At 60.1% G+C, this 21,220-nt stretch carries 15 protein-coding genes; 8 read left to right on the plus strand and 7 right to left on the minus strand.

Going from position 1 to position 21,220, the window contains the following annotated elements; genetic code table 11:
• The first annotated feature begins 43 nt into the window (after window positions 1–43).
• Window positions 44–1,192, plus strand: coding sequence for a pyridoxal phosphate-dependent aminotransferase (locus AB1J88_RS26450; RefSeq protein ID WP_108183716.1), 1,149 nt, complete (start codon window positions 44–46; stop codon window positions 1,190–1,192).
• Complete coding sequence (locus AB1J88_RS26455; RefSeq protein ID WP_041071873.1) at window positions 1,180–1,971, plus strand: amidohydrolase; 792 nt, start codon at window positions 1,180–1,182, stop codon at window positions 1,969–1,971. The genes AB1J88_RS26450 and AB1J88_RS26455 overlap by 13 nt, the downstream gene beginning before the upstream one ends.
• A gap of 143 nt (window positions 1,972–2,114) precedes the next feature.
• On the opposite strand, the gene leuA is transcribed toward AB1J88_RS26455, so the two are convergent.
• The 4 genes from leuA to AB1J88_RS26475 all read right to left on the minus strand — a co-directional run bounded on the left by leuA (window position 2,115) and on the right by AB1J88_RS26475 (window position 7,498).
• On the minus strand, window positions 2,115–3,794 hold the full coding sequence (gene leuA, locus AB1J88_RS26460; RefSeq protein ID WP_027612129.1) for a 2-isopropylmalate synthase: 1,680 nt from the start codon (window positions 3,792–3,794) through the stop codon (window positions 2,115–2,117).
• Between the two features lie 478 nt (window positions 3,795–4,272).
• Window positions 4,273–5,097 carry a peptidoglycan DD-metalloendopeptidase family protein gene (locus AB1J88_RS26465; protein WP_430292299.1) on the minus strand — a complete coding sequence of 275 codons (825 nt, stop codon included), beginning with the start codon at window positions 5,095–5,097 and terminating at the stop codon, window positions 4,273–4,275.
• 3 nt (window positions 5,098–5,100) lie between these two features.
• Complete coding sequence (gene xseA / locus AB1J88_RS26470) at window positions 5,101–6,480, minus strand: exodeoxyribonuclease VII large subunit (RefSeq protein WP_430292300.1); 1,380 nt, start codon at window positions 6,478–6,480, stop codon at window positions 5,101–5,103.
• A 124-nt stretch (window positions 6,481–6,604) separates the two neighbouring features.
• Window positions 6,605–7,498 carry a LysR family transcriptional regulator gene (locus AB1J88_RS26475; protein ID WP_430292302.1) on the minus strand — a complete coding sequence of 298 codons (894 nt, stop codon included), beginning with the start codon at window positions 7,496–7,498 and terminating at the stop codon, window positions 6,605–6,607.
• Between the two features lie 100 nt (window positions 7,499–7,598).
• On the opposite strand from AB1J88_RS26475, the gene AB1J88_RS26480 reads away from it, so the two are divergent.
• The 4 genes from AB1J88_RS26480 to guaA all read left to right on the plus strand — a co-directional run bounded on the left by AB1J88_RS26480 (window position 7,599) and on the right by guaA (window position 12,394).
• Entirely contained in the window at window positions 7,599–8,366 is a 768-nt protein-coding gene (locus AB1J88_RS26480) for a sulfite exporter TauE/SafE family protein (RefSeq protein WP_222018470.1), read from the plus strand.
• A gap of 136 nt (window positions 8,367–8,502) precedes the next feature.
• The gene (locus AB1J88_RS26485) at window positions 8,503–9,051 is read left to right on the plus strand and encodes a hypothetical protein (protein ID WP_041071848.1); all 549 of its coding nucleotides are present in this window, start codon (window positions 8,503–8,505) and stop codon (window positions 9,049–9,051) included.
• 195 nt (window positions 9,052–9,246) lie between these two features.
• Entirely contained in the window at window positions 9,247–10,716 is a 1,470-nt protein-coding gene (gene guaB, locus AB1J88_RS26490; protein ID WP_041071849.1) for an IMP dehydrogenase, read from the plus strand.
• A 100-nt stretch (window positions 10,717–10,816) separates the two neighbouring features.
• Window positions 10,817–12,394, plus strand: coding sequence for a glutamine-hydrolyzing GMP synthase (gene guaA, locus AB1J88_RS26495; RefSeq protein ID WP_430292303.1), 1,578 nt, complete (start codon window positions 10,817–10,819; stop codon window positions 12,392–12,394).
• Window positions 12,395–12,476: 82 nt separating this feature from the next.
• Here the strand turns inward: guaA and AB1J88_RS26500 are convergent, their stop codons facing one another.
• Complete coding sequence (locus AB1J88_RS26500; RefSeq protein ID WP_430292304.1) at window positions 12,477–17,198, minus strand: membrane-targeted effector domain-containing toxin; 4,722 nt, start codon at window positions 17,196–17,198, stop codon at window positions 12,477–12,479.
• A gap of 192 nt (window positions 17,199–17,390) precedes the next feature.
• Here AB1J88_RS26500 and AB1J88_RS26505 point away from each other — a divergent pair, with 192 nt between their 5' ends.
• Window positions 17,391–18,767 carry a multicopper oxidase family protein gene (locus tag AB1J88_RS26505; protein WP_430292306.1) on the plus strand — a complete coding sequence of 459 codons (1,377 nt, stop codon included), beginning with the start codon at window positions 17,391–17,393 and terminating at the stop codon, window positions 18,765–18,767.
• Window positions 18,767–19,261, plus strand: coding sequence for a tRNA adenosine(34) deaminase TadA (gene tadA, locus AB1J88_RS26510; protein WP_086791725.1), 495 nt, complete (start codon window positions 18,767–18,769; stop codon window positions 19,259–19,261). Before AB1J88_RS26505 ends, tadA begins: the two co-directional genes overlap by 1 nt.
• Before the next feature lie 81 nt (window positions 19,262–19,342).
• Here tadA and cmoB read toward each other — a convergent pair whose 3' ends face one another.
• Window positions 19,343–20,299: a tRNA 5-methoxyuridine(34)/uridine 5-oxyacetic acid(34) synthase CmoB gene (cmoB, locus tag AB1J88_RS26515; RefSeq protein WP_430292307.1), complete on the minus strand. Its 957-nt coding sequence runs from the start codon at window positions 20,297–20,299 to the stop codon at window positions 19,343–19,345.
• Window positions 20,296–21,075, minus strand: a complete 780-nt coding sequence (gene cmoA, locus AB1J88_RS26520; RefSeq protein ID WP_430292309.1) for a carboxy-S-adenosyl-L-methionine synthase CmoA — start codon at window positions 21,073–21,075, stop codon at window positions 20,296–20,298. The genes cmoB and cmoA overlap by 4 nt, the downstream gene beginning before the upstream one ends.
• Window positions 21,076–21,220 lie beyond the last annotated feature (145 nt).

Consider the following 21,220-nt stretch of genomic DNA (forward strand, 5'->3'; position numbering starts at 1 on the left):
CCGCGCCGCCGTCAGAGCCGGGTGTAGAGCAGGGAACCCCTCGATGATCACCAGTAAGTTGCCGAACGTCGGCATCACTATTTTCACGCAGATGTCTCAGCTCGCGGCGCAGACCGGAGCGATCAACTTGTCCCAGGGTTTTCCTGACTTCGACGGCCCGCAATCCCTGCGTGACGCGGTCGGTCGACATATCGCCAGCGGCCACAACCAGTATTCACCGATGACCGGCCTGCCGGCGCTGCGCGAGCAGATCGCGGCGAAGATCGCGCGCAGCTATGGCGTGAAAGTCGATGCCGACAGCGAAGTGACCGTCACGCCGGGTGCGACCCAAGCGATATTCTGTGCGATTCAGGCGGTTATCCACAGCGGCGACGAAGTCATCGTGTTCGACCCGTGCTACGACAGCTATGAACCGGCGACGCAGTTGGCGGGGGGGCGCTGCGTGCATGTGCAACTGAACCCGGATGATTTCTCCATCGATTTCGACAAGCTCGCCGCGGCCCTCAGCCCGCGCACGAAAATGATCGTCATCAATACCCCGCACAACCCGAGCGGAGCGCTGATCAGCCGTGCCGAACTGGATCAACTGGCAGAGTTGATCCGTGGGCGCGACATCTACCTGATCAGCGATGAAGTCTACGAACACCTGGTGTTTGACGGCGTGCCGCATGTCAGCGTGTTGGCCCACGAAGAGCTGTATCAGCGTGCGTTTGTGGTCAGTTCGTTCGGCAAGACCTACCACGTCACCGGCTGGAAAACCGGCTACGTGGTTGCGCCCCCGGCGCTGACCGCCGAGCTGCGCAAGGTGCACCAGTACGTCAGTTTCTGCGGCGTGACGCCGCTGCAATACGCCCTGGCCGATTACATGGCCGAGCACCCGGAGCACGTTGAAGAGCTGCCGGGTTTCTATCAGGCCAAGCGCGACCTGTTCTGCGATTTGCTGACACCGTCGCGTTTCACCTTCACCCGCGTCACCGGCACGTATTTCCAGCTGGTCGACTACTCGCAGATTCGCCCTGATTTGAACGACGTCGACATGGCGATCTGGATGACCCGCGAACATGGCGTGGCGAGCATTCCGGTGTCGGTGTTCTATCAGAATCCACCGCAAGGCCAGCGCCTGGTGCGCCTGTGCTTCGCCAAACGCGAGGAGACGCTGCGCGAGGCAGCGGCAAAACTATGCGTGATCTGAGTGCATTGCCCGATCTCAATCTGGCGCTGATCCAGACCAGCCTCGCCTGGCATGACCGTCAGGCCAACCTTGAGCACTTCGACGTGCTGCTGGAGCAGGCCCGAGGCGCCGACCTGATCATCCTGCCGGAGATGTTCACCACCGGTTTCTCCATGGAATCGGAGACCCTCGCCGAAGCCGAGCATGGCCCGACCCGCAAATGGATGAAGGCGCAGGCCGCGAAGCTCAATGCAGTGATCACTGGCAGCGTGATCATTCAGGCGGCGGATGGCAGCCATCGCAATCGCCTGCTGTGGGCGCGCCCGGACGGAGAAGTCTGGCATTACGACAAGCGCCACCTGTTCCGTATGGCGGGTGAGCACAATCACTACACGCCCGGCGAGCGTCAGGTGCAGTTCGAACTCAAGGGTTGGCGGATTCGGCCGCTGATTTGCTACGACCTGCGTTTCCCGGTGTGGAGTCGCGATGCGCAGGACACCGATCTGCTGCTGTACACCGCCAACTGGCCGGGTGCGCGGCGTCTGCACTGGAACCGCTTGTTGCCGGCGCGGGCGATCGAAAACCTGTGCTACGTGGCGGCGGTGAACCGGATCGGCACCGACGGCAAGGGCTTTGCCTATACCGGCGACAGTCAGGTGCTGGATTTCCAGGGCGAGACCTTGCTGGCGGCGGGGGAGGCCGACGGCGTGTTCAAAGCAGTGCTGGAAGCGGCACCACTGGCGGCGTATCGCGAGCGCTTTCCGGCGAATCTGGATGCGGATACCTTCGAGTTCACCTGAAAAGCCAAAGATCGCAGCCTGCGGCAGCTCCTACAGGATGTACGCTGTCCCGATGTAGGAGCTGCCGAAGGCTGCGATCTTTTGATCTAAACAAAAAGGCCCCAGAGTTCACACTCCGGGGCCTTTTGCATGTCAGCGAAGGCTTAAGCTGCTTTCGCCTCAGGCTGGCTCAGCGAGCGGTTCAGGGCACTGAACAGCGCCTTGAAGCTGGCGGTGGTGATGTTTTCATCAATGCCCACACCGTGCACCGCACGTTCACCGTTCACGCGCAGCTCGATGTAAGCCGCTGCCTTGGCGTTGGTGCCTGCGCCGATGGCGTGTTCGTTGTAGTCCATGATCTCCACCGGGATCGGCAGGCCGGCCACCAGGGCTTCCAGCGCACCGTTGCCCTTGCCGCGCCAGTGCAGGTTGGTTTCGCCCTGACCCTTGCTCGCCACTTCCACTTCAACGGCACTGTTGCCGTTTTCTTCCTGCAGGCGGTGGCTGACCAGCGCGTAAGGCGTGTTGGCTTGCAGGTATTCGCTGATCAACAGCGAGTGGATCTGCTTGGCGGTCATCTCCAGGCCGAGGCGGTCGGTTTCACGCTGCACCACCTGGCTGAACTCGATCTGCATGCGACGTGGCAGGCTGATGCCGTATTCCTGCTCCAGCAAGTAGGCGATGCCGCCCTTGCCCGACTGGCTGTTGACGCGGATCACCGCTTCGTAGCTGCGACCGATGTCGGCCGGGTCGATCGGCAGGTACGGCACTTCCCACAGGGTGTCCGGTTTCTGCTGGGCGAAGCCCTTGCGGATCGCGTCCTGGTGCGAGCCGGAGAATGCGGTGTGGACCAGGTCGCCGACGTACGGGTGACGCGGGTGCACCTGAATCTGGTTGCACTCTTCGACGACTTTGCGCACGCCGTCGATATCGGAGAAGTCCAGCTCAGGGTCAACGCCCTGGGTGTACATGTTCAGTGCGACAGTAACGAGGTCGACGTTACCGGTGCGCTCGCCGTTGCCGAACAGGCAGCCTTCGACGCGATCCGCACCAGCCATCAGGCCCAGCTCGGTGGCGGCGACGCCGGTGCCACGGTCGTTGTGGGTATGCAGGCTGATGATCACGCTGTCACGACGGTTGATGTTGCGGCCGAACCATTCGATCTGGTCGGCATAGACGTTCGGCGTCGCGCATTCAACGGTGGCTGGCAGGTTGAGGATCATCTTGTGCTCAGGAGTCGGGTTCCAGACCTCGATCACCGCGTCACAGACTTCCTTGGCAAACTCCAGCTCGGTGGCGCTGAAGGTTTCCGGCGAGTATTCGAACGTCCACTCGGTGTCCGGCTGCATCGCCGCGTATTTGACGAACAGCTTGGCGGCGTTCACTGCGATGGCCTTGATGCCGTCCTTGTCCTGGTTGAAGACGATGCGACGGAAAGACGGCGAGGTGGCGTTGTACAGGTGAACGATGGCTTTCTTCGCCCCGCGCAGGGATTCGAAGGTGCGCTCGATCAAGTCTTCACGGCCCTGGGTCAGCACCTGAATGGTGGTGTCGTCCGGGATGTGGCCTTCTTCGATCAAGGTACGCACGAAGTCGAAGTCGGTCTGCGAAGCGGCCGGGAACGAGGCTTCGATTTCCTTCACGCCGACTTGCACGAGGGTTTTCCAGAAGCGCAGCTTTTTCACCGCGTCCATTGGCTCGATCAGCGACTGGTTGCCGTCACGCAGGTCGGAGCTGCACCAGATCGGCGCGGCGTCGATGGTTTTCGACGGCCAGGTGCGATCCGGCAGGTTGATGACGGGAAACGCGCGGTATTTCGAAGACGGGTCTTTGAGCATGCTCATCGGGAAATTCCTTATTGTCTGGGCCGAAAAGAGGCGGCCTGCCGGTGGAACGAATGTTCGGGAAAACGCTTGGGACGAGGCGCAGCGATTCAGCCCGGCAGTCGTGCGCTGACGAGGCACAGACTGCGGTGCTGGCGAAGCTGAATAAGGGTGTGAGAGGTTTTCATGCCTTCAACCCTAACCGCGAGGGGAGAGGATGGCAAGCAGTCGAAAAAAATTGAGAGGAATACTCGAAATACTGGATTTTGCAGAATTTTATTGCGTGTAATTCGGTGGTTCTTGTCGATGTTTGCGTAAGGTCAGATTGGGGCGCAATTGATGTTGGGCGGGTGTCAGTAGTATTTTCGGATTGGATAGATCGCATTCGCGGGCAAGCCCGCTCCCACAGTGTCCGTGTCGTACACGAATATTATGTACACCCGAGAAACCTGTGGGAGCGGGCTTGCCCGCGAAGAGGCCATTGGCCTCAATACATAATTCAGGGCTGGAATGCACCAATGAAAATCGCCGGATCCACCCGCGCATCGTTCAGGCTGATGTTCCAGTGCATGTGCGGCCCGGTCGCCCGCCCGGTCGAGCCGACCTTGCCAACCACTGCACCACGGGCCAGTTGATCGCCGACCTTCACATCGATTTTCGACATGTGGCAGAACATGCTGATAAAGCCCTGCCCGTGATCGACAAACACTGTGTTGCCGTTGAAGAAGTAGTTGCCGGTGAGGATCACTTTACCCGCCGCCGGGGTCTTGATCGGCGTGCCTGCCGGCACCGCGAAGTCGAGGCCTGCATGCGGGTTGCGTTCTTCGCCATTGAAGAAGCGACGCACGCCGAACTTGCTCGACAGCGGCCCGTTGACCGGTTTGTCCAGCAACAGGTTGCTCGGGGTGTTCGGGCTGAAACTGCGGTAAGCCTTGATCTGCTCGGCCAGCTCACCCTCGATGCGCTTGAGGTTGGCCGGATTCGGATTGACCTGCTGAGTGTTCTTCAGGGTGATGTGCTGTTCCGGGTATTTCTTGTTGCCGACGGTGAACGGCAGATTGCGCCCGCCACTGCTGATCTGCTGGCTGCCGGGTTTGACCGTCAGCGGCACGCCGACAATCGCCAGCCAGTTGTTCTGTTCTTTCACCACCAGCACCGGTTTGCCTTGATAGGTGGCTTTCGGTGGCTGCGCGGCGCTGCCCAGATCAACCACCGCCACGCCGCCCGGCACCGGTTTGTTCAGCAGGCGGGTGATGTAGCTGTCAGCGTGGGCGTTGAAGGTGGTCAGGCACAGCAGCAATAACGGAGCGAAAAAGCGCGGCATGGATCAGTCCAGTAAAGAGAGGGTGACAGGCGTCAGGTGATTGTCCTCGACGCGCACTTGCAGTTCGCCTTCGCCCAGTCTGGCTTTCAGACGCTGGCCGGTGTGGGTTTGCGCGGCGTTGCGAATCGCGTGGCCGCGTTCATCCAGCAGAATGCTGTAGCCACGGCCCAGAGTCGCCAGCGGACTGACCACATGCAGCGTCTGCATCTGACTGTGCAGTTGCAGGCGACGGCTTTTCAGGCCTTCGCGCATGGCTCGCGGCAGGCGTTCGGCGAGGCTGTCGAGGCGCTGGCGCAGCATCGCCAGTTGGCGTCCCGGGTGTTGCCCGGCGAGGCGGGTTTCCAGACGGATCAGGCGTTCGCGGCGGGTATTGAGCTGGCGCTCGAAGGCGCGGCGCATGCGCATGTCCAGGTCATCCAGACGTTGCGCTTGCTGACGCAGACGTTCGCCGGGATGACGCAAGCGACGGGCCATGCCTTCAAGGCGCAGGCGATCGCGCATCAAACGGTCGCGCATGCGCATCACCAGACGCCGCTGCAGGCTTTCCACCTGACGGATCAGGTGACTCGAATCCGGGGCGAGCAATTCGGCGGCAGCGGAGGGCGTTGGAGCGCGCACGTCGGCCACGAAGTCACTGATCGACACGTCGGTTTCATGCCCGACGGCGCTGACAATCGGCGTCACGCAGGCATCGACCGCGCGCGCCACAGCTTCTTCGTTGAAACACCAGAGGTCTTCCAGCGAGCCACCGCCACGGGCGAGGATCAGCGCGTCGAAACCCCGGGCATCAGCCATTTTCAGCGCGCGGACGATTTGTGCAGTGGCTTCGCGGCCCTGCACGGCGGTGGGGATCAGCGTCAGTTGCACCTGCGGCGCCCGGCGGCGGAACACGCTGATGATGTCGCGAATCACCGCGCCGGTCGGCGAACTGACGATGCCGATGCGTTGCGGATGTGCCGGCAGCGGCACTTTGCGTTCGGCACTGAACAGGCCTTCGGCGCTGAGCTTTTCTTTCAGCGCATCGAAGGCCAGGCGCAGCGCACCGTCACCGGCCGGTTCCACGGTGTCGAGAATCAGTTGATAGTCGCCACGACCTTCGAAGAGCGAGACCTTGCCGCGCACCTTCACGGCCAGGCCGTCCTTCAGCGCCTGACGCACCCGCGCTGCGTTATTGCGAAACAGCGCGCAACGCACCTGTGCACCGCTGTCCTTGAGGGTGAAGTACACGTGGCCGGACGCCGGGCGGGCGAGGTTGGAGATTTCGCCTTCGACCCAAATGTTGCTGAACACGTCTTCGAGCAACACCCGTGCGCGGCCGTTGAGCTGGCTGACGGTCAGGACTTCTCGGTCAAGGCCGAGCCTTGCAAAGGGATCTTTAATCATGGGCCGCAGTTTAAAGCTAATTTCCGACGCAATACACGAATCCCTGTAGGAGCTGCCGCAGGCTGCGATCTTTTGATCTTTTTTTGGAGGGCAAGATCGAAAGATCGCAGCCTCGTTTCACTCGTCAGCTCCTACAGGGGGTTGTGAAGGTGTTGATGAAGTGTTGAGTCAGTGGGGTGGGGTTTTGCCGGTGGGCGAGGGCGACGGTGCTTTGGCAATCGGGATCGCTCAGCGGCAGAAATCGTACGCCGCCGGGGGCGATGTCCTGCATTGATTCGGGCAGCAGGGCGATGCCGAATCCGGCCTGGATCAACTGCAACTGCGTCGTCTTGCGTGACATCACCCGCGCCGCTTTGGGAAAAAAGCCCTGACGCATGCACAGGTCGGCACATAGATAACTGAGTCCGCCACGTTGCGGATGCGGGATCGAGATAAACGGCTCGTCTTTCAGTTGCGCCAGTTCGACAGCGGGTGAGTCAGCCAATCGATGTTCATTCGGTACCGCCAATAGCAGGCGTTCGGTGAATAAAGGCACCATGTGAATGCCCTCACGCTGACGCAACACCGGCAAGCGCAACAAACCAATGTCCAGACGTCCTTCGGCAAGTTCCTCAAGCTGCGCCTCGGAGGACAGCTTGCCGATGTCCAGCGACACGCCATTCTGCTGATCGAGATAAGTGCTGATCCGACGTAATAAATGTCCGCTGATCGACACGGTGCTGGAATGACTCAGGCGCACAGTGCCCACTTGCCCGTTGCCGACTTCGGTCGCCATCGCGCTGGCTTTGCTCAGTTCATTGAGCAGGTTTCTGGCCCGCGGCAAAAAAGCCTCGCCGGCCGCCGTGAGTCTTGGCTGACGCGCGGTGCGTTCGAACAGCGGCGTTTGCAGGCGGCTTTCCATGTCCTTGATTTGCCGGCTCAGCGCCGATTGCGCGACGAACAAGCGTTCAGCCGCTGCACTGAAGCTGCCACAGTCGGCGATTTCCACGAAGTAGCGCAGTTGACGGGTTGAAAGCACCAGGTATGCCTTTTCGAGATGGGTGAGCGAGTTTGATCATATTAGTCGCAAGGCTTGGCGCTGGCTAAAGTCATCTCAGGCTTATAAAGGAAGTGGATCAATGAGTGTGGTTGGGTTGTTGAGCGAATGGACATGGGGCGCAGGCGGCTGGGTGGTGATCGGACTGGGAATCGCACTGGCCTATATCGTGTTCGGGATTGCCGGGTTCGGTACCGCACTGGTCGCGGGTCCGATTCTGATTCTGTTCATGCCGTTGTCGAAAATCGTGCCGCTGCTGGTGCTGCTGGATTTCGTCGCGGCGTTCGGCAACCTGCTGCCCTCGCGCCGGGATGTGGCCAAGCCCGAGTTGTTGCGGCTGCTGCCGTGCATGGCGGTGGGGTGCACGTTGGGGGTGATTTTCCTGCTCAACCTCAAATCCGACCTGTTGCTGCTGTTGATGGGGCTGTTCATCAGCACTTATGCGGTTTACAGCCTGTGGGTGAAAACCCGGCCGACGCAGTTGTCCGCCGCGTGGGCACTGCCGATGGGCACGGTCGGCGGATTGTTTGGGGCGTTGTTTGGCAGTGGTGGCTTTTTATATGCGATCTATCTCAACAGTCGCCTGCCGAAAGACGCGGCGCGGGCCACGCAAAGTGCGCTGATCAGTTGCAGCACCGTGGTGCGTTTGAGCCTGTTTGCCCTCGCCGGGGTGTATGCCGAGCTACCCTTGTTGATGCTGGCGGTTTGTCTGCTGCCGGCCATGGCGCTGGGCCTGTGGATCGGGCGGCGCTTGACCATGCGGTTGTCGCGTGAAGCGTTTGTACGATTGGTGACCTGGCTGGTGCTGGCCAGCGGGATTGCGTTGATCGGGCGCTATTTCAGTACTTGACCGGATTTCGTCAGGGATTAAGCTGCCGGCCTTTAGGGCCCCTTCGCGGGCAAGCCCGCTCCCACATTGGAATGCATATCCCTGTGGGAGCGGGCTTGCCCGCGAAGGCGTCAGAAGCCATACCGCAGGATTTTCCATGAATTCGCAAAGCATCATCGTCCCGAAAATCTCCACCCTGCCGGTTCACGAACCCCGGGCCCGGGCGATTCTGCGCTGGCTGGTACGCAAGAATATTGTCAAGGAAGAGCTGAGCACCTGCGGTCGCACCGGCAATCGCATGGCGTACGCGATTGCCGACGGCGCACGTGCGGTGGTGCTGCACCCCGAGGCATTGCCTTTTGGCGAGCCGATCAATGGTCTGGAGATCATCGTCAAACGCTGCATCTACACGCCGGCCAAAGGCTTTCTCGAGGAGGCCGGGTGCGCCGAATGCCGCCGCGAAGTCGGCGAAGCGCTGTTCGAAAGCCTCGAAGACTGGTTTCCAGGCCGCACCGACAACTTCACCTGCCCGGAGTGCGGGCATGAAGACGACATCAACGGCTTTCTGTACTTGCAGGAATGCGCGTTTTCCAACCTGGGATTTATCTTCAACAACTGGTTGGAAGCGGGGTTCAAGCAGAGCTTTATCGATGAGTTCGCCGATTGGCTCGATCAACCTGTCAGTTGGGTAAAAGTCGAACTTTGAACGTGTAGGAGCTGCCGCAGGCTGCGATCTTTTGACGTTGTTTTTTATAGCCAAGATCAAAAGATCGCAGCCTGCGGCAGCTCCTACAGAAAACAGCAGGCCCCGTACATCAATTAAGCTGAGTTTTACATTGAACAGCAGGGGGTGTCTGACTATAATGGCGCGCTTCCATTTTCCCGCTCGGGAGCCCCCGCGATGCTGCGTATCAGCCAAGAAGCTCTGACATTCGACGACATTCTCCTAGTGCCCGGTTATTCCGAGGTGCTTCCTAACGAAGTCAGTCTCAAGACCCGCCTTACCCGTGGCATCGAGCTGAATATTCCTCTGGTTTCTGCCGCCATGGACACCGTCACTGAAGCCCGCCTGGCAATCGCCATGGCTCAGGAAGGTGGTATCGGTATCATCCACAAGAACATGACCATCGAGCAGCAAGCTGCCGAAGTGCGCAAGGTCAAGAAGTTCGAAGCCGGCGTCGTGAAAGATCCGATCACCATCGAGGCTGATGCCACGGTGCGTGACCTGTTCGAACTGACCCGCCTGCACAACATTTCCGGCGTTCCGGTGCTGCACGATGGCGACCTGGTCGGCATCGTCACTTCCCGTGACGTACGCTTCGAAACCCGTCTGGAAGCCACCGTCCGCGAAGTGATGACGCCTAAAGAGCGTCTGGTCACCGTGCGTGAAGGCGCCGACAAGAACGAAGTCCGCGAGCTGCTGCACAAGCACCGCCTGGAAAAAGTCCTGATCGTCGACGACAAGTTTGCCCTCAAAGGCATGATGACCGTTAAAGACATCGAAAAAGCCAAGGCCTACCCGCTGGCCAGCAAGGACGATCAAGGTCGTCTGCGCGTGGGCGCTGCCGTCGGTACCGGTAAAGACACCGGTGACCGCGTTGCCGCGCTGGTCAACGCCGGTGTGGACGTGGTGGTGGTCGACACCGCACACGGTCACTCCAAAGGCGTGATCGACCGCGTTCGCTGGGTCAAAGAGAATTTCCCTGAAGTGCAGGTGATCGGCGGCAACATCGCCACCGGCGCAGCCGCCAAGGCCCTGGCCGAAGCGGGCGCCGATGCGGTCAAGGTCGGTATCGGCCCTGGCTCGATCTGCACCACCCGTATCGTCGCCGGTGTCGGCGTACCGCAAATCAGTGCCATCGCCAATGTCGCCGCTGCCCTTGAAGGCACTGGTGTGCCGTTGATCGCCGACGGCGGCATCCGGTTCTCCGGTGACCTGTCCAAGGCCATCGTCGCTGGTGCTTCCTGCGTGATGATGGGTTCGATGTTTGCCGGTACCGAAGAGGCCCCGGGCGAGATCGAACTGTTCCAGGGCCGCTCGTACAAGGCGTATCGCGGCATGGGTTCGCTGGGCGCCATGTCTCAGGCGCAAGGTTCTTCCGACCGTTACTTCCAGGACTCCTCGGCAGGCGCCGAGAAGCTCGTTCCGGAAGGGATCGAAGGCCGTGTGCCGTACAAAGGCACCCTGACGGCGATCATTCACCAATTGATGGGTGGTCTGCGTTCCTCGATGGGTTACACCGGCAGCGCCAACATCGAAGAAATGCGCACCAAGCCTGAGTTCGTGCGGATCACCGGTGCCGGCATGGCCGAATCCCACGTTCACGACGTGCAGATCACCAAAGAAGCGCCAAACTACCGCGTAGGTTGAGGCTTCAAGCAAATCATCAAGCAACCGGGGCTGTTTTATTCAGCCCCGAGTTGTTTCTGAATCACGACTGTTTCTGAATTACTTAAGACGAGACTGAATCATGGCCCTCGACATTCACGCTCACCGCATCCTGATCCTCGACTTCGGTTCGCAATACACCCAACTGATCGCCCGCCGCGTGCGCGAGATCGGCGTGTACTGCGAGCTGCACCCGTTCGACATGGACGAAGATGCGATCCGCGAATTCGCGCCTAAAGGCGTCATCCTCGCCGGCGGCCCCGAGTCCGTACACGAAGCCAACAGCCCGCGCTGCCCGCAGGCGGTGTTTGACCTGGGCGTGCCGGTCTTCGGTATCTGCTACGGCATGCAGACCATGGCCGAGCAACTGGGCGGCAAGGTTGAAGGTTCCGAACTGCGTGAGTTCGGTTACGCCCGCGTTGACGTGGTCGGCAAGAGCCGCCTGCTCGACGGCATTGAAGACCATATCGACGCCGACGGCCTGTTCGGCCTCGACGTATGGATGAGCCACGGTGACAAGGTCACCAAGATGCCGGAAGACTTCCACATTCTGGCCAGCACCCCGAGCTGCCCGATCGCCGGCATGTTCAACGACGAGCGCGCTTACTACGGCGTGCAGTTCCACCCGGAAGTGACCCACACCAAGCAGGGCGGCCGTATCCTGTCGCGCTTCGTACTGGACATCTGCGGCTGTGAAGCCCTGTGGACGCCGTCGAAGATCGCTGAAGACGCCATCGCCAACATCCGCGCACAGGTCGGCACCGACAACGTGCTGCTGGGCCTGTCCGGCGGTGTTGACTCCTCGGTGGTTGCGGCGCTGCTGCACAAAGCCATCGGCGATCAGTTGACCTGCGTCTTCGTCGACAACGGCCTGCTGCGTATGCACGAAGGCGAGCAAGTGATGGCCATGTTCGCCGAGAACATGGGCGTCAAGGTGATCCGCGCCAACGCCGAAGAGCAGTTCCTCAACAATCTGGCCGGCGAAGCCGATCCAGAGAAGAAGCGCAAGATCATCGGCCGTACCTTCATCGACGTGTTCGATGCCGAATCCTGCAAGCTGGACAACATCAAGTACCTGGCGCAGGGCACCATCTACCCGGACGTGATCGAGTCGGCTGGCGCGAAAAGCGGCAAGGCGCACGTGATCAAGTCGCACCACAACGTGGGCGGCCTGCCGGAAGAGATGAACCTGAAACTGGTCGAGCCACTGCGCGAACTGTTCAAGGACGAAGTCCGTCGTCTGGGTCTGGAACTGGGCCTGCCGTACGACATGGTCTACCGTCACCCGTTCCCGGGCCCGGGCCTGGGCGTACGCATCCTCGGTGAAGTGAAAAAGGAATACGCCGACCTGCTGCGTCGTGCCGACCACATCTTCATCGAAGAACTGCGCAAGGCCGACTGGTACCACAAGGTCAGCCAGGCTTTCGTGGTGTTCCAGCCGGTGAAATCGGTTGGCGTGGTCGGCGATGGCCGTCGTTACGCCTGGGTCGTGGCCCTGCGTGCCGTGGAAACCATCGACTTCATGACCGCTCGTTGGGCACACCTGCCTTACGAACTGCTGGAAACCGTCTCCGGCCGGATCATCAATGAAATCGAAGGCATTTCGCGCGTTACCTACGACGTGTCGAGCAAGCCGCCGGCGACGATTGAGTGGGAGTGATCCCGCACCAAGTCTGATGGCTTGAACGCTGGCACTTCAAAAGCCGTGTGAAATCATTTCACACGGCTTTTTTGTTTGCCGATTAAAGCGGTTTAGACCAACCCGCTAACCTCAGCCCCATATTGTTCAGTCCCTGTAACAGTTCTCTGATACTGCCGTAGCGTTTCCCGCTCACCGAGGGCCAGTTCGGGCGCTCGATATAAAAACGGTCTCCATCGGTCTCGATCAGCGTGCGGACCAGTTCTTTGCTGCGGCTGCGATGTACCAGAAAAATCATGCGCGGTTGTTGTTTTAGTGAGTACATGCCGTAACGAGGCAACAGCGTTTCGAACTCTGCCATGGTCTGAGCAGACCACGGAGTTTCCATCTGCAGGCGAAAGTCTCCCCGGACCAGTGCGCTACGGCCCTTCAGGCTATCGCCGGCCAGCAGGATTTTTCCAGGGTCGATTTCGAGTCCGCCAGAGGTGCCTTCGGCGACATCTTCAACGCGAATACCGATGGCTTCCTCCAGCTCGCTCACCCCGGCCACGCCTTCGAAGGTATTGGAGTGAGAATTACCCATCAGTGCCACCCATTTGTGTGCACCTCGCGCGGTCTGGTCGGTACGAATGATCGTCCTGGCAAAGTAGTTCATCATTTTTTGTCGCGCGTTTTCGTCAACGAAGTGTTCTTCGCCCGCGATGGGCGTCATGCCGTTGAGCCTATAGCTCGCCATGCAATCGATCGCCTGCACATGGATTCGCTGTTTTGCTGCCGCCTTGACCACTTCAAGAAACGTATAACGTTCAAGGGGATCGGTCATTTGTCCGATATCAAGCACCTTCAGATAGCTTTCCAGCGACTTTGGCATGAGTCCGGTTTGCAGGTAGGAATCCAGCGCGGCCTGATGGAAGTCGGTCAACAAGTGTTCCATGTAGAGCGTCTTCACGTTGTGGCTGGCCAGCACCTCCATGTTTTCGATCAGCCATTGTTTAGCGCCGATCTCACTGTGAGATTCACCAATAACCAGTCCTCGGGCATGTTCGAGAAGCTTTTCGACGATCTCTCCGGCGCTGGCATCGTGATTCAGCGCGGGTGCGGGCGGGCGTCGGGGAAGCTCGAGTTCGCGATAGAAGCGCAAGGCATCTCGATAGAGGCGTTTTCTGACGGCTTTGAAGTCCCGGTAAGGATCGGACTCTCTCAGGCTGTCGTAGGCATCACGCAGTGCGTCGGTGTCAGTTCCGGCGGCGCCTTTTTTCAACGCCGACTTCAGTTGCGGCGGCATATCGTATTGCGATACCGGTAGCGGCGTCATGCCACGCTCGGCCATGCCGGTCGAGCTCGCCCCCTGAGTCAGGGATGTCTTGCCACCGCCCCTGAGTCCGCCGCGAGGCATCGTTTCCCATTCTCCCTCGGCGTTCAGACGCACCGGGATCGAATTTGAAAAGCGCTCGGGATTCGCCGGGTCGATGATCGACCAATGCCCACCGCCGTTGATATCGGCTTCGTAACGCACGTAATACGCGGTGTCATTGAGCATGATGGCAGCGGACGGGTTGGCATTGAGGCGATAGATACCCTGAAACTTTCCGGGTTCGCTGCCGGGCGTATTCCCTTCCAGCAGTTCATTGGCTTGCCAGTGCTCGGGTGGAGTCGGTCGTTGAATCTCGGGACGCACTTGCGCAAGGTCCTCCAGCAGCGATGTCACGCCTTGTGCTTCGCCAGCGACTTCAGGCCAGCCCATCGGCTGCAGGCCTTTTTCGATCAATGCCTGTTTCAGTTCAGCGAGGTTATCCACCGTCATGGAATCGTGGATTGGCCCGAGCGGAGTGTCCAGATTCATCCTGCCGCCCGGAGTCATTCTGATCACGCTGTCCGCCATTTGATGGTTGGCGTTGCGATAAACCACGAGGATGCTGCTTCGGTACCGTTGAAAGGTGAACATTCCCGGTTCCGGCAACAGCGCGCGAAGATCTTGTGGCGTTCGGTAGGCCCATGGGGTTTGCATTTGTACACGCCAGTCGCCCTTGATGCTGTCTCGGATATGGTCGAAGCCAGTGATATCCGACCCTTCTTCCTCGACAGGCGAGTCCGGATAGTCTGCGTATTCCACCGCTAATCCGGGATCGGCGCCGATGGGCTGTGCCTGACCGGGTGTCACGTCATTGATGCGTACGCTCATGGCGTCGGTCTGTTCGCTGATACCCTGATAGCCTCTGAAACTTGTCATGTGTTCCTGATCAACCAAGGCAATCCATTTGGCCGGCCCTTTTGATTCTTCATTGAACCGGATGACTTCGCTGGCAAAAAACTTCCTCATCATCAAGCTGTCTGGATTTCGGGTAAGGATGTCTTCATTGATGTTGTAGGTCGTTGTCATGTCGATGGCTTGAACGCGGATGCGCTGGGCATTGGCAGATTTGACCAAGGCCAGCAGATTGAATTTGCCCTCGGGATCGTTACCGGCCTTGATGTCGAGTTTTCTCAGATAGTTTTCCAGCTCTTCGGGCATTTCGCCGGTTCTGGCAAAGGTGTCGAGGTCGAGCTGATTGACGTTGGCCAGCAGTTCCTGCAAGTACAGGGTCTTCACGCCACGGTGAGCCAGGGCGGGCATGTTTTCGATCAGGAACTGTTTGCTGCCGATACTGCCGCGATGCTCGCCAACGATCAGTCCCGGCTTTTCCGCAAAGGCAATGTCGAGCAGGTCGGTTGTCGTATTAATCACCCGTGCCGGTGCCGCGAGGCGAGGCGTCGGTGGATTGAGCTCGTAGTAGGCTCGCGCATCGCTGATTAGCGTGTTGCGGGGCTCTTCCTGATCCAGTTCGAATTCGCTCAAGGACTCCGTGAACTCGTCGGTCGGGGACATCATCACACTGCGGTTGCCAACGGTATTTTCATCGATACCGACGACACTGCGTACGTCGATGTCGCCGAGGGTCCACATGCGCCTGTACAGATTGCGCACATCGGGGCCGCCGAGTGCCCAAGACCTCATTTGCGGGTCTTCGAGGCCGGGCACATGAATACCCGGTATTCGTGCCCATTCTTCGACGGCGGGCTCACTGGTTGCAGCCGCACCGGGAGCGGACGGCAGGATCATGCCGCCCTTCAGCCCAAGTCGCGGAGCGATTTCCCATTGGCCCGCAGGGCTCAATCGCACTGGAATGGAGCCGGAAAACGCATCGGGATTGGCCGGATCGATGATCGCCCAATGACCTCGGCCATTTAAATTGGCTTCGTAACGCACGTAGTACGCACTGTCGTTGAGCTTGATCGCAGATGAAGGGTTGGAAGAAAGCCGGTAGGTACCCTGAAATTTTCCCGGTTCGCGAATCAGTGTGTCTTCGCTCAGTGGCACATCGATTTTGAAGGTTTGCGGCACCTTCACCGTCGATTCGGGACTGGCCGGCGCTTCAACGCTGGCTTCGCTCTGTGTCGGCCCGGAAGCTTGGGCCGGTTGTGTCGTTTCCTTCAGATCAGACATTTCTTTCGCTTCGGCGGCATCGATTTCGGGGCCGACTTCTTCGAGCGAACCAGGGCCTTTGAGGACGAGCAAGTTGAACAGCATGTCGATACCGCTCAGTACCGCGCCGAGGATGCCCGCCTTGCGCTCTTCGGCAGTCCTGGCGTTGACGGCCTGATCAATGTTCAACCCCAGGTTGGCGATGCTGGCGCCGATCACCGGCAGTGCAATGGGCCAGCCGACGACTGCCATCGGGCCAAGTACTTTCACACCGGCGCTGAGGTAACCGATCCACAGCTTTTTCCGTAGATCGCCATTGGAGGTCAGTGACAGTGCGGCCTCGGCGAACATCGCGCTTTGGGTCGAGTCTCGCAGCCAGCTGAAAACGTCGCCGCGAATGATCCGGTTTTCCTGGTTGATCAAATGATGGTCGTATTTGCCCCAGGTGCTGACCAGGCGATTCATCAGATCGGTAATGTCCTCTGCAATACGTTGTCGATCAGCCAGGCAGAAATGCGACATGAACACCTGACGCGTTGCGTCCTTGTTCATCCGCTGCAACATCCAGAAGTGCATGTCGGTGGCCGTTTCCAACGTCTGGAAGGCATCGGTTTCGCCGGGCAGATAGACGATTTGCCGGCCTTTGGGCGCGATAAAACGAAGGACGTTGGTGGCCACGTAGCCGGCGACATCCAGGGTACGAACACAGTCAGTGCCCGGGGACTGTGTTTGCAACAATTGCAGACTGACCGGCCAGGTGAGCGGGCCAATGGCCGCTTCGGTGACGAACTGGAAATCCTCATCGCTCAACTGGCGCTTGTCCCTTGCCCGAAGGGCGCTGATGAGGAAGTTGCACTTGGCCAGGGTACGGAAGTCAGTGCCGGAATCGTCCCAGAACGTCGTCAGCCGTTCGTTGTACAGCGAACTGAAGTCAATGCTCCAGAAGTCCCGCAACACCTCGTTACCGTGCAGGCGCACTTCGTTGCGTTCGTCGAACGTGCCTGGATTGGGACCTGCGGTATAGAAACCGGCATACACGTCGAGCAGATCGGCGTTGTCCTGATCGGCGACGCGAAAGCGGTGAATGACCAACTGGGTCAGCGTCATGGAGGACGTTGGCGTTGCATGGACATGCTCCCACCCCGTAAAGGCTTTCGAACTGCTTTGGGCCTCGGCGAAGCGATGGAAATACACCTGGTCCGGATCAAGGCCGGTGATGCCGTATTTTTTCAGCAAGTCAGACGCAACGTCATGAGCGGTGTCTTGCAGGCTGGGGCACGTCTGGATAAGGCGGGTGGCGATGGCTTTGAGGGCAGCCTTGTCGGCGGCATTGGGCTGCGGGCGGTGTTGGTTCGGATTCATACACTCTCACTCCTTGAGAAACGGGCAGTGAGCATGAGCCGTTCGCTCGGGGGAGGTGCACTACATAGTTATATGCATGAGCGATCCGGCGTGCGTCTCTGCGTCGCCCTTACTGTTTCGCAGTTGCAGGTGTATCGTATTCGCCTTTTCCAGGCCGCTGGCCTGTCGTTGACTTGTGAGGTAGTTGAGTTCATGTCCTTTACCCGTCGCCAAATCCTCGGTGGCCTGGCCGGTCTTGTTGTCGTTGGTGTCGGAGCGGGAGGCGCGTCGCGTTACTGGTTGGGCAAGATGGCCGACGCCGACGCGGGGCATGACTATCAGCTGATCGCGGCGCCGCTGGACGTTGAGCTGGTGCCGGGGCACAAGACCGAGGCGTGGGCGTTCGGCCCGTCGGCGCCGGGCACCGAGTTGCGCGTGCGTCAGGGCGAGTGGCTGCGGGTGCGTTTCATCAACCACCTGCCGGTGGCGACCACCATTCACTGGCACGGCATCCGTTTGCCGCTGGAGATGGACGGTGTGCCGTACGTCTCGCAATTGCCGGTGCTGCCCGGTGAATACTTCGATTACAAATTCCGCGTGCCGGATGCCGGCAGCTACTGGTATCACCCGCATGTCAGCAGCAGCGAAGAGCTGGGGCGCGGGCTGGTCGGGCCGTTGATCGTCGAAGAGCGCGAGCCGACCGGTTTCAAGTACGAAAAGACCTTGAGCCTGAAGAACTGGCACATCGACGAGCAAGGCAATTTCGTCGAGTTCAGCATCCCCCGGGAAGCGGCGCGTGGTGGTACGGCGGGACGCTTGTCGACCATCAATGGCGTGCCGTCGCCGGTGATCGAGTTGCCGGCAGGGCAGATCACCCGGGTGCGTTTGCTCAACCTCGACAACACCCTGACGTATCGCATCAACATCCCCGGCGTCGAAGCGCAGATTTATGCGCTGGACGGCAACCCGATCGAGCCGCGGCCGTTGGGCAAGGAATACTGGCTGGGGCCGGGCATGCGTATCTGCCTGGCGATCAAGGCGCCGCCGGCCGGTGAAGAATTATCGCTGCGCAACGGCCCGGTGCGTCTGGGGACCTTGCGCTCGGTGGCCAATAACGATGCGCCGACCGCGTGGCCGAAAGCCTTGCCCGCCAACCCGGTGGCCGAACCGGATCTGGCGAATGCCGAGAAACTCAACTTCAATTTCGAATGGGTCGGTTCGGTGTCGGTGAATGTCGACAACGGCAAGCCGCCGAGCCTGTGGCAGATCAACGGCAAGGCCTGGGACATCACGGACAAGACCTGCGCCGATCGGCCGATTGCCAGCCTGAAGCTGGGCCAGAGCTACATCTTCGAACTGAAGAACATGACCCAGTATCAGCACCCGATCCACTTGCACGGCATGAGCTTCAAGGTGATTGCGTCGAACCGGCACAAGATCACGCCGTACTTCACCGACACTTATCTGCTGGGCAAGAACGAGCGTGCGCAAGTGGCGCTGGTGGCGGATAACCCGGGGGTGTGGATGTTCCATTGCCACGTGATCGACCACATGGAAACCGGCCTGATGGCCGCCATCGAGGTGAAGTGATGCGCCAGATTCGCCCCGCCGCGATCATCGACCGCAGCCGTGACCGCGACTTCATGCGCGAAGCCCTGGATCTCGCCGCCCAAGGCGCCGCCCTCGGCGAAGTGCCGGTGGGCGCGGTACTGGTGCAGGACGGTGAAATCATCGGTCGCGGCTACAACTGCCCGATCACCACCAGCGACCCGAGTGCCCACGCGGAAATGGTCGCGATCCGCGCCGCTGCCCAGGCCGTAAACAACTATCGCCTGCCGGGCAGCACGCTGTACGTGACGCTGGAACCGTGCAGCATGTGCGCCGGGCTGATCGTGCATTCGCGGGTTGCTCGCGTGGTGTATGGCGCACTGGAGCCCAAGGCCGGGATTGTGCAGAGTCAGGGGCAGTTCTTTACCCAGGGCTTTTTGAATCACCGGGTGCTGTATGAAGGTGGGGTGTTGGCGGAGGAGTGTGGGGCGGTGTTGACCGAATTTTTCCGGGCGCGGCGGGCAAACCGGGATTAAGATCAAAAGATCGCAGCCTTCGGCAGCTCCTACAGGGATCGATGTAGGAGCTGCCGAAGGCTGCGATCTTTAGATTCTGCTTTATTTGCGAGCGACAATCACCGCCCGCATCGGCGCCGGCAGCCCTTCGATGGTCTTGCTGTGATCTTCGGGATCGAGGAAGTCGCTCAGCGACTGATACTTCATCCACTCGGTACCGCGCTGTTCTTCAACCGTCGTGGTGCTGACGTCCACGCAGCGGATGTCGGTGAAGCCTGCCCGGCGCAGCCATAACTCCAGCGCTGGCACCGACGGCAGGAACCACACGTTGCGCATCTGTGCGTAGCGGTCTTCCGGCACCAGCACCTGATGTTTGTCGCCTTCAACCACCAGCGTTTCCAGCACCAGTTCACCGCCCTTGACCAGGCAATCCTTGAGCGCCAGCAAATGCTCGATCGGCGAGCGTCGGTGGTAGAACACGCCCATGGAGAACACCGTGTCGAAGCCTTCCAGGTTCGGCGGCAGGTCTTCGAACGGGAACGGCAGGTGCCAGGCATTCGGCTCGGACAGGTAGCGTTGCACGGCCTGGAACTGGCAGAAGAACAACCAGTTCGGGTCGACGCCGATCACGCTGTCGGCACCGGCGCCGAGCATGCGCCACATGTAGTAGCCGTTGCCGCAACCGACATCGAGGATGCGTTTGCCCTTCAGATCCAGATGCGGGGCGACCCGCGACCACTTCCAGTCCGAGCGCCACTCGGTGTCGACGTGTACGCCGAACAGATCGAACGGCCCCTTGCGCCACGGCGACAGGCCCATCAGCGCGGTGCGCATTTGTGCGCGGGTTTCGTCGTCGCAATCGGTGTCCAGTTTCAGGCCGTCGAGCAGGTCGACTTCGGTCGGCTGGATCTTCGGCAGAGCGTCCAGCGCGCTCTGCCAGCGCTCGAGATCGCCGTGACCTTTCTCCATTTTCTTGTCGAGTTGCCCTTGCAGGGTGTTGGCCCAGTCGGCCAGCGGTGTGCCGGCCAGACGGCGGGCGAGGGGGGACAGATCAATCATGGCAAGGCAATCAACGAGGCAAAGTTAAGACACTGGAACCACGGCACGACTTTCGAGAACCCGGCGGCCAGCAGGCGTTCGCGGTGTTCTTCGAGGCTGTCGGGCTTCATGACGTTTTCGATGGCGCTGCGCTTCTGGGCAATTTCCAGTTCGCTGTAGCCGTTGGCGCGTTTGAACGCGACGTGCAGATCGGTCAGCAGCGCGTGTTCTTCGGGATCGTTGAAGCGCAGCTTTTCCGACAGAATCAACGCGCCGCCGGGCAGCAGCGATTGACGGATGCGCGACAGCAACGCGGTACGCTGCTCGGGCGCAATGAATTGAAGGGTGAAGTTCAGCGCCACCACCGAAGCCGGTTTGAATTCGAGGGCGAGAATGTCGCCTTCGATCACCTCGACCGGGAGCAGCTCCTGGAACATCGAATCCTGACCGTTGAGGTACTCGCGGCAGCGTTCGACCATCGCCGCCGAGTTATCCACCGCGATCACCCGGCAACCGTCGGTGCGCACGTGACGGCGCAGCGCTTGAGTGACAGCGCCGAGCGAAGCACCGAGGTCGTACAGAACGCTGTTCGGTTGGGCGAATTGCGCCGCGAGCACGCCGAGGTTTTCGACGATGGTCGGGTAACCCGGCACCGAGCGCTTGATCATGTCCGGGAACACCCGCACCACGTCCTCGTTGAAGGCGAAGTCAGGCACCTGGGCCATCGGCTGGGCGAAAATGCGATCGGGTTCTTTGCTCACGGCGGTTCCGGCGGTGTCGATGGAAAAGGCCGGCATTTTAGCCAAAGTGGCGCTGGGATGCTTGGGTTGTCCGACGTGGCGAGGGGATTTATCCCCGATGGGCTGCGAAGCAGCCCCAAAACCTGTGGCTGCGGTCTGTCTGACATAACTGAATGACAACTTTCGGGGCCGCTGCGCAGCC

Origin of the sequence: Pseudomonas sp. S8, assembly GCF_050473925.1 — a bacterium.
In the GTDB taxonomy this organism is placed as follows: domain Bacteria; phylum Pseudomonadota; class Gammaproteobacteria; order Pseudomonadales; family Pseudomonadaceae; genus Aquipseudomonas; species Aquipseudomonas parakoreensis.

What these genes read in the sequence shown, in the direction of transcription:
- guaA (WP_430292303.1), top strand. Translation starts at nt 10,817, where the DNA reads ATGGCCCTCGACATTCACGCTCACCGCATCCTGATCCTCGACTTCGGT.
- AB1J88_RS26465 (WP_430292299.1), bottom strand. Translation starts at nt 5,097, where the DNA reads ATGCCGCGCTTTTTCGCTCCGTTATTGCTGCTGTGCCTGACCACCTTC.
- cmoB (WP_430292307.1), bottom strand. Translation starts at nt 20,299, where the DNA reads ATGATTGATCTGTCCCCCCTCGCCCGCCGTCTGGCCGGCACACCGCTG.
- tadA (WP_086791725.1), top strand. Translation starts at nt 18,767, where the DNA reads ATGCGCCAGATTCGCCCCGCCGCGATCATCGACCGCAGCCGTGACCGC.
- AB1J88_RS26450 (WP_108183716.1), top strand. Translation starts at nt 44, where the DNA reads ATGATCACCAGTAAGTTGCCGAACGTCGGCATCACTATTTTCACGCAG.
- AB1J88_RS26455 (WP_041071873.1), top strand. Translation starts at nt 1,180, where the DNA reads ATGCGTGATCTGAGTGCATTGCCCGATCTCAATCTGGCGCTGATCCAG.
- leuA (WP_027612129.1), bottom strand. Translation starts at nt 3,794, where the DNA reads ATGAGCATGCTCAAAGACCCGTCTTCGAAATACCGCGCGTTTCCCGTC.
- cmoA (WP_430292309.1), bottom strand. Translation starts at nt 21,075, where the DNA reads ATGCCGGCCTTTTCCATCGACACCGCCGGAACCGCCGTGAGCAAAGAA.
- AB1J88_RS26505 (WP_430292306.1), top strand. Translation starts at nt 17,391, where the DNA reads ATGTCCTTTACCCGTCGCCAAATCCTCGGTGGCCTGGCCGGTCTTGTT.
- AB1J88_RS26500 (WP_430292304.1), bottom strand. Translation starts at nt 17,198, where the DNA reads ATGAATCCGAACCAACACCGCCCGCAGCCCAATGCCGCCGACAAGGCT.
- xseA (WP_430292300.1), bottom strand. Translation starts at nt 6,480, where the DNA reads ATGATTAAAGATCCCTTTGCAAGGCTCGGCCTTGACCGAGAAGTCCTG.
- AB1J88_RS26480 (WP_222018470.1), top strand. Translation starts at nt 7,599, where the DNA reads ATGAGTGTGGTTGGGTTGTTGAGCGAATGGACATGGGGCGCAGGCGGC.
- guaB (WP_041071849.1), top strand. Translation starts at nt 9,247, where the DNA reads ATGCTGCGTATCAGCCAAGAAGCTCTGACATTCGACGACATTCTCCTA.
- AB1J88_RS26485 (WP_041071848.1), top strand. Translation starts at nt 8,503, where the DNA reads ATGAATTCGCAAAGCATCATCGTCCCGAAAATCTCCACCCTGCCGGTT.